Here is a 15,087-nt window from a genome sequence, read left to right as displayed (position 1 = left end):
ACGGGATTTATACCACTCCCGCCCCTCACCACCCAAACAACAAAAAAAGATGTCCGCAGCCAAAGGCTAACTGACATCTTTTTATTAAAGGGATTTAAAAAATGATTTTGAAAATCAGACCGGCTAATACCGCACTGATTGGAATCGTAATAAACCAAGTAACTACAATACGTCCAGCTACTCCCCATTTCACGGCAGAGAAGCGTTTTGCGGAGCCAACACCCAGGATCGCTGAAGTGATCGCGTGTGTGGAGCTGACTGGCAAATGAAGCAGTGTTGCCGAGAAAATAACGGAAGCCGCGGAAATATCAGCCGCGAAGCCGTTGATCGGCTCGATTTTGAAAATCTTCGTACCCATGGTCTTGATAATCTTCCAACCACCAATGGAGGTACCGAGTGCCATAGCCGTAGCCGCAGCAACCTTAACCCATAGAGGGATTACATCCATAGTCTCTTGGCGTCCTGATGTAACGAGGGCAAAGGTAATGATCCCCATCGCCTTCTGCGCATCATTCGTACCATGAGTAAACGACTGTAATGCCGCCGTCACAACCTGCATGGAACGGAAGCCCTTATTAACCGTATGTGGACTACGCTTTGCAAAAATCCATTTCAGGACTGTCATGATGATATAACCGATAACAAATGCAATAATTGGCGAGAAGATCAAGCCCTCGACAATTTCCACAAATCCGCCCCAGTTAATATGCGACGAACCTGCACCCACATATACTGCACCAGCCAAAGCGCCGATCAGTGCATGAGAGGAGGAGGACGGAATTCCGAGCCACCAGGTGATCAAATTCCAAATAATCGCAGCAATCAGCGTGGCTATTATGATATCCAGACCATTTTCCAGCAACGTGGGGTCTGTGATACTTCCACCAATTTTCTTAGCTACACCTGTAAACATCAAAGCTCCGACAAAGTTCATCAGTGCCGCCATAATAATAGCTGTTCGAGGTTTTAACGCACGTGTAGAGACAGAGGTAGCAATCGCGTTGGCCGTATCATGGAAACCATTAATAAAGTCAAACGCAAGCGCGAGAAATATAACAATTCCAAGAATCCATATCGATGTTTCCATATTCTAGTACCCCTTATGAGTTGCGCATGATGATCGATTCCAACATGTTGGCTACATCTTCACATTTATCTGTAGTGGTCTCGAGTCGCTCATATAATTCCTTGCGCTTAATCAGCTCAATCGGGTCCTTAACGGTTTCAAATAGAGCTTTGGTACAAATACGAAGGACTTCGTCCCCTTGATTCTCAAGGTCATTCAGACGGATCGTATATTCACGAATGGCCAGTAGCTTCTTCTGGGAGAGCAAATGAACTGCTTTTTGAATTTCATAGGCGCATTGGCGAAGAATTTCGGCGAATTGTACAATGTATTCATCCGGGTCTAACAGGTTGTACATATAGAAACGTGAGGCAGATGCCTCCAAGCCATCAATGACATCATCCATGCTTGTAATCAAGTCCATAATGTCATCACGCTCAAGTGGCGTAATAAACGTCTTGTTCAATTCCTTAATTACGGTGTGCGTGTAAGTATCACATTGGGATTCGTACTTCTTCATCTCTGCAGCGAAATTATCGACATTATTCTGAAGATCAGTGATATTCTGAGCAAAATAGTCTGCTGCTTGGACAATGGTATCCGCCATATTTTCTAGCGTCTCAAAGAATATGTCCTTTTTTCTCAACTTCATTGTTTTAAACCCCTTTACATAATATTACCGTGAGTACAGAGCCACCCATATGTAAAAAGCATGAAAATGAATGACAACCCTTGTTATCTTAACATATCCGTAGAAGGTATAGAAGCTATAGAAATGAACTTTTTTACACTCTATTAACACTTACCCATAATTCCGAACACAAATCTGTATAACACTGGATATTCCGACTTTCTTAGGTTGCACTATCTGCTCCGCCGTATACCACATGACTGCTAAATGAAGGTGCATTAGGGACAACCAAAATATGGGTGATTCCTGGATACATTAGCTCTTCTTTACCATCCTTCACAAACCGAATCACATCACCTGGCTCACGCGACCATCTGCCCTTTGTGACCTGTCCCCGCTGAAAGAGCAGCGCTTCACCACCAAGCTCCACGTCAACCTGAAGTCTTCCAACATCATCAAGTACTTTATGATCGGAACCCATCACCATCACATTTGCAGCTTCTACTGGCTTATTGTTATTCAAATCCAAATGTGGTTTACCATTCACGTAACGCTGATAGGTCTGGAGCTGAGTATCGTATTTATAGTCAATTTTATAGCTTTTAAGTAAGAAGTTTACGCTAAACTCAGCGGCCTGTTCTCCGGCTGTTGGTATGTAATCTGGATTATTAAAAAGATACCCTGGCACCTTCACACTTTTCTCATAACCCAGCTTCTCGGCACCTTCCCGAAGCTTCGCTGCATTACTGTAGAGATTATGAGGGGCTTTACGTGCTTTGTCCCGCCAGAAATAGGCTCCGGCACGACCGATTTCGTCCATATCTGCTTTTTTCTCTTTTTGCAAAATGGCATAAGCCGCGGGGCTCCCCCCGGCATGCACCGTCACACCACCGTAGCTCTCGCCAATATCGAGCAGATAAGGGCGAATACTGCGAATCGGTCCGATTTTGACCACTCCGGTATGACTTTGAAAAATACCAATTAACCGCGTAATGCCACCTTCAGCAAGGACCTCATATAAAATATCCGCTTCACTCACCCCCGACTGTGGCCGGGCCGCCGGAGCATTATTAATCATAACAGCTAAGGGACGCGGGAGACTGTTTTCAGAAACGGGAAGACCTGTTAATCCGGAAACGAGTTCAGCAGATGGATCTACTGTAGGCGATGGCTGGATCGTTTCAATTGGCGCGGGATCTGCTGTAGGTTGCTGTGTCGGGGCAATTACATTATTTGCACTCTCTGTTCCGCAAGCGGAGAGCAATAGGGTACTTAGTACAATGGCAGATAATAGACGGGAAGAAGAGCAGTTTACTTTCATAAGCTTGTAGTTCCTCCTAAACGTTTTATGTATCTTAACTGGTTTCTTCCATTTAATCACAGCCAGTCCCATTTGTCTTGATCCGCTTGCATTAAAAAAGGGCACAGCCGATCTCCGGCTGTACCCTGCGTGTATCTTATCCATTTAGTCTAGCTTCCAGCAATTGAGGCTTAATGTCCCATATTGATACGCTTGAAATATTCGCTCTGCCTTCCTGCTGCCATCCGCTGTTCCCATCGCATAAAAGAGAGGTGCGAAATGCTCTCTTCCGTAAGATGGAACCGCATCTCGAACATGCGGAGCTTTTTTCTCATAAGCAAACAGTGAAGGTAGATCCCAAGATTCTAACCCTTTGGCAATCCACGCATCGAATTCAAGCGCCCACTCTTCAGGCTGATCACTTTCATTAAGCATCCGCAAATTGTGAACAAGTCCACCGCTTCCTATCAGCAGTATACCTTCGTCACACAGAGGGGCTAACATCCGCCCGATATTGTACTGTTCTTTGGGAGAACGTAGTGAATCGACGGATAAAGCGACTACCGGAATATCGGCTTTCGGAAACATTTTTTTCAGTATTACCCAGACTCCGTGATCGAGTCCTCGCCCCAGAACGGGCTGATGTGAAAGATTGTTACCCTTAAAGAGCTCGGAAATCCGCTTGGTTAGAGCTGGATCGCCTGGGGCTGGATAGGTCAGCGTATACATTTCTTCAGGGAATCCGTAGAAGTCGTGTTGTGTTTCGTGCTTCTCATCCATGGTGAGTAGCTGTTCTGGGCTATCCCAGTGCGCTGAGAATACTACTATACCCCGTGGTGCTTCTAGTTCTTGACCAAGCCGCTCCAGAAAACGGGTATACTCGTTATCCTCCAGTGCGAGGAGCGGAGAACCGTGCGCGATAAAAAATGACGGTAATTTCATAGGATGCCAACCTCCATAACCCAGTATATGGTGTGCATCTTTATTTTACCGCTAATTTCAAGTTATTGCGAGTAAAGTCCATCACCTATATCATCCAATTTTGCCACTCTGTCTGCACATGCTCCTGTTCGTTCATCCACTCTCTTGTCCGCTTTAGCAGCTGCTGCTGTGCTGGCCCAGAAGAAAAGGTATGATCACCTTGAAAAATGATCTCTTTATCGCATCGTCCCTCAGGACGTGTCCAGAATAATTTCTGGTAAAGGAATGCATAATCCACGGGGATGACATCGTCAGACGTACCATGAATGACGAGCACATCACCGCTGAATTTACTAGCCTCTTGGAAAGGCTGGAAGGCCGCCAAAGAATTGAAATATACCGGTGTGAACGAGTAGCCCACGTAATCCGCCGATCCATTCTTCACCGATCGATCATAAGCCTCCCGCCCTACGATCTTCACAATATCATTGAAGGGGTAACCCACGGAGGCCCACAGCACGAGATTCTTCACGCGGCGATCACGAATACTTGTCAGAAGCGCAACCGCCCCACCCAGACTATGGCCAATAAGCGTCACACGCTGTGGATCCACATCGGCAGAGCTAATTCCGTAATCGAGCACCGCTCTAGTCTGAGCGATCATCGACTCCATATCCTCCCCGCCGTAATTACCGCTGCTCTCACCGCAGCCCGCATAATCAAATCGAATGACCATATACCCATCTTGCGCCAGCTCACGAGCTGCTTTGACAAATATCCGATCGACTCCAATCCGGTTACCCACAAATCCATGGCAGATTACAGCTAATGGCAATCTGTCCTTGCAACGTGTGGAAGTTCCCTTCTCTTTACTCGGATAATGGATGCTCGCTGTCAATTCTTCGCCGTTATGCCGAATTACAATATTCCGTTCCATTGCCGTAACCTCCTATATTTAATCATTATTTTAATTTATTAGAATTCCGATTAACTTAGTGTGAATTATATTCTTATTATAAAGATTTCGTTCATATTGTCAACAGGAACGGGACAGATCTTAGTAATTTGCAAGAGCAAATTCGGAGTATAAACCGGAACGTCAAACAGCCAGTCTCCAAAATAATGAAGACTGGCTGTTTTTCAATCGCATGATGAGCTTCCAGGGTCGTCAATCAATCATAGCTGTCGTTAAACATCTCATGGGTTTCTTGACTGCCTTCCCAATCCTTAAGCGCACCCTCTGTTGCTGGTTCTTCTGTGGAATTCCACATGCTGAATCCATCAGAGCCGCCCCAATCCCCCATTGAATGATTGGGCGTAGGCTCGAAACCGTTGCCCATGACTCTTTCCTGTTCTTTCTTGTTCTCATGTTCCATAAAGCTCCCAACCTTTCCCAAAGCTATATTGATCAAGCAACAACATTATCAGTGTTCACTCTTATAAAAGGATTATGCATAGGAAAATAGAAATGCTTGTCCTTGCGCTGACCTGTCAGGCAAACGTATACTCTAGGTTAAAGACTATACCGATTAACATTACTGGAGGTTTACATCCCTATTATGAAAGTGAAAGATATGATTAAGGAAAATAACGCCCTGCGCGAGCAGATGACGCCTTTCAATCGATCCTATTTTGAAGATATGATCCTGACGATGCGCGCCAGTAGGGTAGAGGCTCTCCGTGCTGAAGAACTTTTACTGGATGCAGCCAAGCTGCTTCTGAAAGAACAGAAAAAAGGTAAAAACGCTAAACAGGTGTTTGGCGAGAATCCGGATGATTATTTTAAAGAAATCATAGACAGCGTTCCCACACGCTCAGCACGCAGCAAATGGAACTATTACTTGATGATTCCCTGCGCGGCTCTAACCTGTTTGTTCGGGATCTTTGCTATAGGTGGACTCTTCTTGCAATGGACTAACGGATCACCTGGGATGTTCGGAGAGATTAGCCTCTTCACACTCTTCGCTGTGGGGGCAGGTTCCATTATCTTGATCGAACTTATTATGAAATGGTTAACCTCCTTGTCTGAGGGGGATGCACCTAAAGCCAAACCCTTTGATATCAAAGGCCTTGGCGTCTATATCGGAATCGCCGTAGTTGCCGTATTCATTGGCTTGTACCTCGACCGATTGTTTCCGGTCATTACTTTATCCCCGTGGGTAAGCTTAATTGTTTCCCTGATTGGGGCAATTGGACTAAAGTTTATATTTTTTAGAAAATAAAAGTCATGCTCCACCCATATTTCATCCGATAGACAGGGGGAACTTTCATGAATAAGAAGCAATATATTCTCTATTCTGTTCTAGCAGTAACATTGGGACTAGGCGCGGTACCTATAGGAACGATTCAAGCTGAAGGCGCTGCCAGCCCTCCTGTGGGAGGCACTAAGGCAAATCCTATGACAGCAAACAATAATCATGCGGAGGCTATCTATAAAGCAGCATTGCCGCTGTTGTCTTCCTCTAACAAGTTACCCGAAGCTATTAAATATTTGAACGCCAATATGTATGCGGTAGGTTCGTATCGTGCCACGATAATGACACTGAAGCTTGAGAATTTGCACAAGGCGGCGCTTCCGGCGTGGGAGAGCAAATTCAGTACCAGCAATGTCCAGCGGAAGCTCACCACTATCTATAAGGCTGGCGCTAGTATGAAGACCCTTGCTGATGCCACAGAAGATCTCACTCTGCGCACACTGCTGAAGAGTGCCAGCGAAAATGGATATAAACTGGAGACCGCGGAAGGCACTTTTTTCCCGGTGATCGATTATGAGGCTTACCGCAAATATAAGCTTTATGTCACTGACGATATCAGCGCGTATCTATCCATTATGGCTACGGAGTCTGATCTGCCCTCCTCCAAGGATAACGGGCTGGTCATTGGTTGGACCGATGTAGCTGCGCGAGCACTATCTCAAGAGCAATTTATTCAAAATCATCCGAAATCGAACCGAATTTCAGCCGTGAAATCCTTATATTCTATCTATGTTAACAATACGTTTTACGGCCAGAATAACACGCCCCTTTTCCATTATGACAATCTTGAAATGGACTTGGAGGCGCAGAAAGCCTACTCTAGCATTCTCACCAAGAATAAAGACAACAGTCCTTTCCTGCAGAAACTAGATGGCTTCATGAAATTGATGAAGGACAAAGATTATAAATTAACAGATGAAGTCGAGCAATACCGTAAGACTGAATTACCTCTCTAGTATGATATACAAAAGGCCCGTCCCCATTCATTCTGGGACGGGCCTTTCTATATTCATTAACGAAATGATTAAAGTGATGAAAGAAATTAAATAAGGATGTTAAAGAGATTGGAATCCTTATTGATTTCTACATAATCTACACCCTTCTGCTGCATCCGTTCGATAAGTGGTTCATAAGCTTCAATGGACAATAGCTCTATGCCTACAAGCGCGGGACCATTCTCTTTATCATGCTTCTTGATGTACTCGAAACGGGTAATGTCATCCTCTGGACCGAGAATTTCGTCCAAGAACTCACGCAGGGCACCTGCCCGTTGTGGGAAGTTCACCATGAAGTAGTGCTTTAAGCCTTCGTAAATCAGTGACCGCTCTTTGATCTCCTGCATACGGTCAATATCGTTGTTACCCCCACTAATGATACAGACGACCGTCTTCCCGCGGATTTGATCACGGTACTGATCAAGTGCTGCGATAGGTAAGGATCCCGCTGGCTCAACCACTATAGCATTCTCGTTATACAGCTCCAGAATGGTGGTACAAGCCTTGCCTTCAGGCACCATCACGATGTCATCCAGATGCCGGGAACAAATATCATAAGTCAGTCCGCCAACGCGCTTTACAGCCGCTCCATCCACGAACTTGTTAATTTCTTTTAGCGTTACCACTTCTCCAAGCTTGATCGCTTCAGTCATTGAAGCAGCACCAAGCGGTTCCACACCAATCAACTTAGTGGATGGACTCACCGTCTTCACATAAGTGGCTATTCCTGCTGCCAAACCGCCCCCACCAATCGTTACGAACATAAAATCCGCAGGGTGATCCAGGTTCTCCATCACTTCCATCGCTATCGTTCCATTGCCTGCAATAATTCTCGGCTCATCAAACGGGTGGATCAACGTCATACCATGGTCTATACAAGCTTGCAGAGCTTCATCATAAGCATCATCGAAGGTATCGCCCTTCAGAATGACCTCAACAAACTCGCCACCGAACCGCCGTACTTGTTTGACCTTCTGATTAGGTGTTGTGCTTGGCATATAGACCTTGCCCTTAATTCCAAGTGCCTTACAGGAATAGGCTACACCTTGTGCGTGATTTCCTGCACTCGCGCAGACAATACCTTTGGCTCTATCTTCTGCGGATAGACTACGAATCATATTATAAGCTCCGCGGATTTTAAAAGAACGGACAATCTGCAAATCTTCGCGCTTCAAATATACATCGCAATCATACTTGGCCGATAGTACGGCGTCACGCTGTAGTGGAGTCCGGATGATGACCTCCCGCAGTACGTGATGAGCCCGTACGATATCTTCCATTCCTACGATTCGGTCTTCCTCTTCTCTCATAACCCTCTCGCCTCACTATCATCTATTCATTCTACTTCTTGTAAACATACTCTCCCAAAGACATTTTTTCAAGCATTGTCCGCTGTATGCAATACAATTATTGATGCAAATCTTATACTTTCTTATACATGCAAAAACGCCTTCATCGTCCCTATAAGGACGGTAAGCGTTTATGCGAGAAATATAAGGTAATTTATAACGTGGAACAAATAAATTCTTATATTTAAAAAAAAGAGACTACAGGAATCTCCCATAGCCTCTTTAAGTTCATGTCCGTCCAAGATCTGAATTCTACTAATCCTGTTGCTTCAGCATCCACTTCAGCAGATCAGGTAGGCTTGTCCACAAACGCGAGTGTACAATCACATATTCGATAGCTTCATTAGCGTCGCCCATTCCCACAAAATCCGGAAGGTTATGCGGCAATCTTTTGATCCCTAACAAATAATCCGGCACATGCTTGTTCACATTCCGCGCTACGCGGTACAACATTTTCAGTTGGGAAGTAATCCCATTCTTCTTATATTCTAAGACCATCCGGTCGTAAGCTACTGTCGCCGCTGCATCATTGCCGAACTTTTCCAGCACCTTTTCTGTCTTCTTGAGCTTGTTGGTGTAGAGATACGCAGCCGTTAAAAGGTAACGCGCACCAGTGTTATCTTCAGGATTCAGCTCTAAAATGTGCTCAAGTACTTTTTGTGCTTCTTCTGCATTTCCGCTAAACCAACAAGAGTCGGCGTAGCTTTTGCAAATTCGAATGTATGGACGAGTCTCGTGGAGGTCCCAGAAATGTCCTTTGTTCTCAGCGAAAAAGGCTTCTCCAAGCTCACGTTCACCTGCATCCATCCCTGCTTTTAGAAAAGCACGAGCATCTGCTTCATTCTCTGCTTCCTCAGCCAAAATGAGATAAGCATCCGGACTGTCCGGATAAACCTCTAATGCGGCTTCAGCTAACTGTATCCGGCGGTTGGATGAATTGGTTTGCATAGCCTTTTGTAATAGTGCTTGCTCCTGATCCTTCGGACTGCCTGAGATATTCAGCAAAAGTAATTCTTCTTCCGCACCACCCATGCCGTATTCCTCAATGTAATTGAGCATCTCTTTGACTTTTCTAGAGATGGTAGGCGTAGTAACCTCATGTTTGGTAGCAAGATCCGCTTGTGTTAGGGAGAAACCATATTCTTCAGACAAAATAAATTCGATCGCCGCGCAGAAAGAGCCCATTTTCTTCACAGCAGGCTTAGTCTTACGGGAATAACCATTCCACAGAACTAGAGCTTCCCAAATAAGCTCTCTATCATAGCTTTCTCTCATGCTCTCAATAAGGTGCAGCGCCAATTGTTCATGTGCTGGATGCTCCCAATTCAGATCACGTGACACTTTTTTTCTGAGCGTAGCAAGAGTTAGCTTCACTTCAGGTTGTGCTACGGGTTCCTGTTTCTCAGCCACAGTCTCGCTAGCTGCCGCTTCTTCCTTGTTTACAAGTTGCATGATGGACTCTACTGCAGAAGTTTCTTTACCAAGGCAGCATTTCTTATATTTTTTCCCGCTTCCGCAAGGACACAAGTCATTTCTTCCAATCTTACTCAAAACGAATTCCTCCTTAAATCTGTGAGTAGCCATTCGCCATAAGCGTATCGCTAGTATGCACTATAAGTATCATCATTTCCAGGCACGAGGCATCCTTTATAAGGTTACTTCACAAAGTCTGAAGGACTCCGATTTAAAAGGGCCTTCCCATGATCGGAAAGACCCTTATCTGTATATATCCGCACATTTTCCCCCGTACGTGTAGTATTATAGCACTTCTTCTATCACTTGTCAGTCCTTTTTTAGGACTTTAAGCGCAAAAAATGCTAGATACAGTTCTTTATCCTTATACCAAAGCTTTCATAGCGATGTCGCTGCGGCTTTGTTTTCCGGAAAAAGAAATTCCTTCGGCTCTAGCGTAAGCTGCAACACGAGCTTCAGCAATCGTAGCACCTAGGCCTACCACGCCTAGTACCCGACCACCATTCGTCACCCAGCTTCCGTCTTCACCACGCGCCGTACCAGCATGGAAGATCAGCCCTCCTTGGCTGTCTTCAAGACCTTCAATCGGTACACCCTTTGGATAAGGGCCTGGATATCCTCCCGAAGCGAGAACTACGCATACAGCCGCTTCGTCGCTCCATTCAATGTCGATATCTGCAAGTCTGCCCTCTGTGACCGCCAGAAAGATTTCTAGCAAGTCGCTCTTGAGTCTAGGCAACACGACCTGAGTCTCAGGATCACCGAAACGAGCATTAAACTCAATCGTCTTTGGTTTCCCTTCAGGAGAAATCATCAGTCCCGCAAATAGTACACCGCTAAAGGGACGACCTTCGTCCACCATAGCTTTTGCCGTCGGCTTAATGATGGTCTCGATCGCTTCTTGGATAATAGCCTCATCAATATGTGGTAAAGGCGAATAGGTACCCATTCCGCCGGTATTAGGACCTTTATCCCCATCAAATACGGGCTTATGATCCTGGGCAGCAGCCATAGGACGTACCGTCTCTCCATCGACAAAAGCCAGAATCGACATTTCCTGTCCAGCTAGAAATTCCTCAATAACAACCTGAGCGCCTGCCTCACCGAATACCTTAGTGACCATAATATCAGCGAGCGCTTGCTCTGCTTCTTCCAACGAATAAGCAACCGTCACGCCTTTTCCTGCAGCCAGACCATCTGCCTTGATTACGATCGGCAGCGGCTGTTCCCGCAAATAAGTTAGCGCAGCTTCATAGTCGTCGAACTTCTCATAGGCTGCTGTCGGAATATTATATTTATGCAAAAGATCCTTCATAAAGGTTTTGCTGCCTTCGATCTCCGCTGCATTCTTGCGTGGGCCAAACACAGGAATATCCTGTGCTTCAAAAGCATCCACAATCCCAGCAGCGAGTGGATCATCTGGACCGATTACAACAAGACCTACTTCCTTCTCTTTCGCAAAAGCCGTCAGACGATCGAACTCAAATACTCCGATCGGCACACATTCGGCTAACTGCGCAATCCCGGCGTTGCCGGGTGCGCAATAGATTTTACCTGCCTTGGGGCTTTGGGATAGACTCCAAATCATCGCATGTTCCCGGCCGCCGCCGCCAACTACCAAAATATCCATCCGAATATGATCCTCCCAGTGCTCTAGTGTTTGAAATGACGGACGCCTGTGAAGACCATAGCAATACCATACTCATTAGCGACCTTAATCGACTCTTCGTCTTTAATGGATCCGCCTGGCTGAATCACTGCAGTGATTCCTGCTTTTGCTGCCATTTCAAGCGTATCGCCCATTGGGAAGAACGCGTCGGAAGCGAGTACGGCTCCCTTAGATTTTTCACCGGCTTGTTCGATTGCAATTTTAGCTGCACCAACGCGGTTCATCTGTCCTGCACCTACGCCAACAGTCATATCATCAGCAGCCAGCACAATCGCATTAGATTTCACATGCTTAACTACTTTCCATCCGAACAACAATTGTTTCAATTCTTCTTCGGTTGGTTTACGGTCCGTAACGACTTGTAGATCATCTGGATTCACAGAGTGCACATCGCTCTCCTGTACAACCATTCCTCCATCGATGGAGGTTACTACGAAGCTGCTCTTACGCGCACTAGCCGTACTAAGATTACCGATTTTAAGCAAACGGAGATTCTTTTTCTTCGTAAGGATTTCCAGTGCTTCTTCCGTAAAGCCTGGTGCCAACACGATTTCTAGGAAAATATCTTTCAGCAGGTTCGCTGTGTCTGCATCAATAATGCGGTTTGCTGCTACAATCCCACCAAAGATAGAAGTTGGATCTGCGTTGTAAGCTTTTTGATAAGCTTCGTATACACTTTGACCCACACCTACACCACAAGGGTTCATATGTTTAACCGCTACGACAGCAGGCTCTTCAAATTCTTTCACGATTTGCAGTGCTGCGTTAGCATCGTTGATATTGTTATAAGACAACTCTTTGCCGTGCAATTGTTCAGCCGCAGTGAGTGTATCCAGTGCCGCTAATGGCTTGCGATAGAACGCTGCTTTTTGATGCGGATTCTCGCCATAACGCAGATCCTGAATTTTCTCATAAGTCACGGTGTAGCGCTCTGGCAGAGGCTCGCCAGTAACGTTAGCCAAATAATCGGAAATCAAGGCATCGTAAGCCGCCGTATGACGGAACACTTTTGCCGCAAGACGTTTGCGTGTTTCTAGCGTTGTATCTCCACCTGCGCGAACCTCTTCAAGTACAGTAGCGTAGTCATTAGCATCCACCACTACACTCACAAAAGCATGGTTCTTCGCCGCAGAACGCAGCATCGTAGGTCCGCCGATATCGATATTCTCGATGGCTTCCTCGTAGGATACGTCAGGTTTTGCGATAGTTTCCGCGAACGGATACAAATTCACAACAACCAGATCGATGTAGTCCAGACCAAGCTCCTTCATTTGACGCGTGTGCTCCTCGTTATCACGAACCGCAAGCAATCCACTGTGTACAGCAGGGTGCAAGGTTTTGACACGTCCGTCCATGATTTCTGGGAATCCTGTCACATCGGAAATCCCGATAACTGGAACACCTTCTTTAGCCAAAAGCGTGCTTGTTCCACCTGTAGAGATAATTTCTACGCCTAATGCAGACAACTCGCGGCAAAAATCCACGATACCTTGTTTATCCGATACGCTGACTAGCGCTCTTTTGATACTCACTTTGAATAGTCCTCCTTCAGGTTGTACGTGCGATTTAATATGAAGAAAACCCACAACGCGACACATAACGCCGCTTATGCAATATTTCCCGAGAAATACCCTGAAACATCTCGGTCTGTCACCAAATGTCGATCCAAAACTTCGAATGGCTGCGGTGCAGCTTACTTTTCGCGGATAATCGTCTTTCTTCCACTCAGTTCCACTTTCCCGCTGGCAAAAGCGCCAACCACTTCGGGATACAGCTCATACTCAACCTTATGAATACGTTCTGCCAATGAATCGGCCGTGTCGTTATCCTGCAGGGCTACGCTGCGCTGAGCAATAACAGGCCCGGTATCCATACCTCCATCGACAAAATGCACAGTAACACCCGTCAGCTTCACGCCATAATCCAGCGCTTGTCCGATTGCATCTTTTCCTGCAAAAGCAGGCAGCAGCGATGGATGAATGTTAATAATTCGTCCAGCATACGGCGTTAAAAGCACTGGCGTAATAAGACGCATGTATCCTGCCAGCACAACCAGCCCGATTTCCCGCCGCTGAAGCTCTGCTACAATCTCTGCTTCGTAGAGTTCACGGCTGGCGAAGTCTTTTGGCCGCAGCAAGAGGGCGGGAATGCCCGCATCCTCTGCACGCTTAGCTACAGGTGCCTCTGGCTTGTCGGATACAAGCAACTCAATATTGCCCTCACCAAGCAAGCCAGCTCTCTGTGCATCGATCAGTGCAGCAAAATTACTGCCTTGCCCAGAAGCAAAAACAGCGATTCGACTCCATTGCATCACACTTCAGCTCCAGTAAAGGTTACTTTGCGTTCCCCTTCTGTCACTTTACCAATGATAAAAGCCTCTTCTCCGCTCGCTTTGAGCAGTTCAAGAGCATGTTCTCCATCAGCGCTACTTACTACCAGAACAAGTCCAATTCCCATATTAAAAGTAGTAAACATATCACGGTTGCTTACGTTTCCTTTGTTCTGCATCAATCCGAAGATCGGCAGAATCGGCCACGATCCGTAATTAATCTCCACATCTACACCGTCAGGCAATACGCGCGGGATATTCTCGATGAATCCGCCACCCGTAATATGTGCCATCCCTTTCACCGGAAGCTGCTCCAAGAGCGCCAGCAAAGGCTTCACATAAATCTTAGTTGGTGCAAGAAGTACATCCACAAGCGGAGCTCCAAGCTCCGGAAGCACATCATTCAGGCCATAGCCATCTTCCTCAAGCAAAAGCTTACGCACCAGTGAGAAGCCGTTGCTGTGCACGCCGCTAGAAGCTAAACCAATCACTGTGTCTCCAGCAGCGATGTTAGCGCCTGTTACCAGCTTCGCTTTGTCAGCAACGCCAACTGTGAATCCAGCGATATCATACTCACCCGCTGAATACATGCCCGGCATTTCAGCCGTTTCGCCGCCAATCAGCGCACAACCTGCTTGGTGACAGCCCTCTGCGATTCCTGCTACGATCGCTTCGATTTTCTCCGGTACGACTTTGTCGCAAGCCAGATAATCGAGGAAAAATAGCGGCTCCGCGCCTTGCACTACAATGTCGTTCACGCACATAGCTACAGCGTCGATCCCAATCGTGTCATGGCGATCCGCAGCAAACGCGATCTTAAGCTTCGTGCCTACACCATCAGTTCCCGATACGAGCACTGGCTCTTCATATTTATCTTTATTGAGGCCAAACAGCGCTCCGAACCCACCAAGATCCGTCATTACTTCTGGACGGTAAGTACGTTTTACGTGCTTTTTCATGCGTTCTACCGCTTCATTACCAGCCGCAATATCCACTCCGGCGTTTTTATAAGCTTCCGACACTTGGGACACCTCATCTTTTTAATAGTTTAGAGCGCGTTTGGGCGCATTCGGGACCAGTGGTGGTTATTGGAGTTATT

14 protein-coding genes are annotated in these 15,087 nt (G+C 46.3%); 2 read left to right on the top strand and 12 right to left on the bottom strand.

Translation table 11 applies throughout. The features are described from left to right. Window positions 1-94: 94 nt before the first annotated feature. From PAENI_RS28210 to PAENI_RS28185, 6 genes are all read right to left on the bottom strand, one after another. The gene (locus tag PAENI_RS28210; protein WP_042184776.1) at window positions 95-1,087 is read right to left on the bottom strand and encodes an inorganic phosphate transporter; all 993 of its coding nucleotides are present in this window, start codon (window positions 1,085-1,087) and stop codon (window positions 95-97) included. A gap of 13 nt (window positions 1,088-1,100) precedes the next feature. Then, entirely contained in the window at window positions 1,101-1,718 is a 618-nt protein-coding gene (locus tag PAENI_RS28205; RefSeq protein WP_149647570.1) for a DUF47 domain-containing protein, read from the bottom strand. A gap of 202 nt (window positions 1,719-1,920) precedes the next feature. Next, window positions 1,921-3,162 carry a DUF3048 domain-containing protein gene (locus PAENI_RS28200; protein ID WP_316502977.1) on the bottom strand — a complete coding sequence of 414 codons (1,242 nt, stop codon included), beginning with the start codon at window positions 3,160-3,162 and terminating at the stop codon, window positions 1,921-1,923. Continuing rightward, on the bottom strand, window positions 3,163-3,939 hold the full coding sequence (locus tag PAENI_RS28195; RefSeq protein ID WP_149647569.1) for a DODA-type extradiol aromatic ring-opening family dioxygenase: 777 nt from the start codon (window positions 3,937-3,939) through the stop codon (window positions 3,163-3,165). 85 nt (window positions 3,940-4,024) lie between these two features. Next, on the bottom strand, window positions 4,025-4,855 hold the full coding sequence (locus tag PAENI_RS28190; RefSeq protein WP_042124053.1) for an alpha/beta hydrolase family protein: 831 nt from the start codon (window positions 4,853-4,855) through the stop codon (window positions 4,025-4,027). 235 nt (window positions 4,856-5,090) lie between these two features. Further along, window positions 5,091-5,294, bottom strand: coding sequence for a hypothetical protein (locus tag PAENI_RS28185; RefSeq protein WP_149647568.1), 204 nt, complete (start codon window positions 5,292-5,294; stop codon window positions 5,091-5,093). A 183-nt stretch (window positions 5,295-5,477) separates the two neighbouring features. On the opposite strand from PAENI_RS28185, the gene PAENI_RS28180 reads away from it, so the two are divergent. Together PAENI_RS28180 and PAENI_RS28175 are read left to right on the top strand one after the other, a co-directional pair. Next, window positions 5,478-6,140: a DUF1129 family protein gene (locus PAENI_RS28180; RefSeq protein ID WP_076286938.1), complete on the top strand. Its 663-nt coding sequence runs from the start codon at window positions 5,478-5,480 to the stop codon at window positions 6,138-6,140. Between the two features lie 47 nt (window positions 6,141-6,187). Continuing rightward, complete coding sequence (locus PAENI_RS28175) at window positions 6,188-7,129, top strand: hypothetical protein (RefSeq protein WP_149647567.1); 942 nt, start codon at window positions 6,188-6,190, stop codon at window positions 7,127-7,129. Window positions 7,130-7,215: 86 nt separating this feature from the next. On the opposite strand, the gene ilvA is transcribed toward PAENI_RS28175, so the two are convergent. The 6 genes from ilvA to purM form a co-directional block, all read right to left on the bottom strand. After that, window positions 7,216-8,478 carry a threonine ammonia-lyase IlvA gene (ilvA, locus tag PAENI_RS28170; RefSeq protein ID WP_042184762.1) on the bottom strand — a complete coding sequence of 421 codons (1,263 nt, stop codon included), beginning with the start codon at window positions 8,476-8,478 and terminating at the stop codon, window positions 7,216-7,218. A 294-nt stretch (window positions 8,479-8,772) separates the two neighbouring features. Beyond that, window positions 8,773-10,068: an SEC-C metal-binding domain-containing protein gene (locus tag PAENI_RS28165; RefSeq protein WP_188114728.1), complete on the bottom strand. Its 1,296-nt coding sequence runs from the start codon at window positions 10,066-10,068 to the stop codon at window positions 8,773-8,775. Between the two features lie 286 nt (window positions 10,069-10,354). Beyond that, the gene (gene purD, locus PAENI_RS28160) at window positions 10,355-11,620 is read right to left on the bottom strand and encodes a phosphoribosylamine--glycine ligase (RefSeq protein WP_076300197.1); all 1,266 of its coding nucleotides are present in this window, start codon (window positions 11,618-11,620) and stop codon (window positions 10,355-10,357) included. Window positions 11,621-11,643: 23 nt separating this feature from the next. Then, the gene (gene purH, locus PAENI_RS28155; protein ID WP_149647565.1) at window positions 11,644-13,191 is read right to left on the bottom strand and encodes a bifunctional phosphoribosylaminoimidazolecarboxamide formyltransferase/IMP cyclohydrolase; all 1,548 of its coding nucleotides are present in this window, start codon (window positions 13,189-13,191) and stop codon (window positions 11,644-11,646) included. A gap of 161 nt (window positions 13,192-13,352) precedes the next feature. Then, window positions 13,353-13,970 (bottom strand): phosphoribosylglycinamide formyltransferase, encoded by a 618-nt coding sequence (purN, locus tag PAENI_RS28150; RefSeq protein ID WP_076286942.1) that lies wholly within the window; start codon window positions 13,968-13,970, stop codon window positions 13,353-13,355. After that, a complete protein-coding gene (purM, locus tag PAENI_RS28145) occupies window positions 13,970-15,010 on the bottom strand; it encodes a phosphoribosylformylglycinamidine cyclo-ligase (RefSeq protein ID WP_042184751.1) in 1,041 nt (346 codons plus the stop codon). The genes purN and purM overlap by 1 nt, the downstream gene beginning before the upstream one ends. Window positions 15,011-15,087 lie beyond the last annotated feature (77 nt).

This window comes from Paenibacillus sp. B2(2019), from assembly GCF_008370385.1.
Classification (GTDB): Bacteria; Bacillota; Bacilli; order Paenibacillales; family Paenibacillaceae; genus Paenibacillus_AQ.
This window is presented reverse-complemented; position numbering and strand designations above follow the sequence as displayed.

Bases quoted from the DNA above. Each gene is read 5' to 3' on its own strand.
- PAENI_RS28205 (WP_149647570.1), bottom strand. From the start codon at position 1,718: ATGAAGTTGAGAAAAAAGGACATATTCTTTGAGACGCTAGAAAATATG.
- purN (WP_076286942.1), bottom strand. From the start codon at position 13,970: ATGCAATGGAGTCGAATCGCTGTTTTTGCTTCTGGGCAAGGCAGTAAT.
- ilvA (WP_042184762.1), bottom strand. From the start codon at position 8,478: ATGAGAGAAGAGGAAGACCGAATCGTAGGAATGGAAGATATCGTACGG.
- PAENI_RS28180 (WP_076286938.1), top strand. From the start codon at position 5,478: ATGAAAGTGAAAGATATGATTAAGGAAAATAACGCCCTGCGCGAGCAG.
- PAENI_RS28210 (WP_042184776.1), bottom strand. From the start codon at position 1,087: ATGGAAACATCGATATGGATTCTTGGAATTGTTATATTTCTCGCGCTT.
- PAENI_RS28175 (WP_149647567.1), top strand. From the start codon at position 6,188: ATGAATAAGAAGCAATATATTCTCTATTCTGTTCTAGCAGTAACATTG.
- PAENI_RS28200 (WP_316502977.1), bottom strand. From the start codon at position 3,162: ATGGATAAGATACACGCAGGGTACAGCCGGAGATCGGCTGTGCCCTTT.
- PAENI_RS28195 (WP_149647569.1), bottom strand. From the start codon at position 3,939: ATGAAATTACCGTCATTTTTTATCGCGCACGGTTCTCCGCTCCTCGCA.
- PAENI_RS28185 (WP_149647568.1), bottom strand. From the start codon at position 5,294: ATGGAACATGAGAACAAGAAAGAACAGGAAAGAGTCATGGGCAACGGT.
- purD (WP_076300197.1), bottom strand. From the start codon at position 11,620: ATGGATATTTTGGTAGTTGGCGGCGGCGGCCGGGAACATGCGATGATT.
- PAENI_RS28190 (WP_042124053.1), bottom strand. From the start codon at position 4,855: ATGGAACGGAATATTGTAATTCGGCATAACGGCGAAGAATTGACAGCG.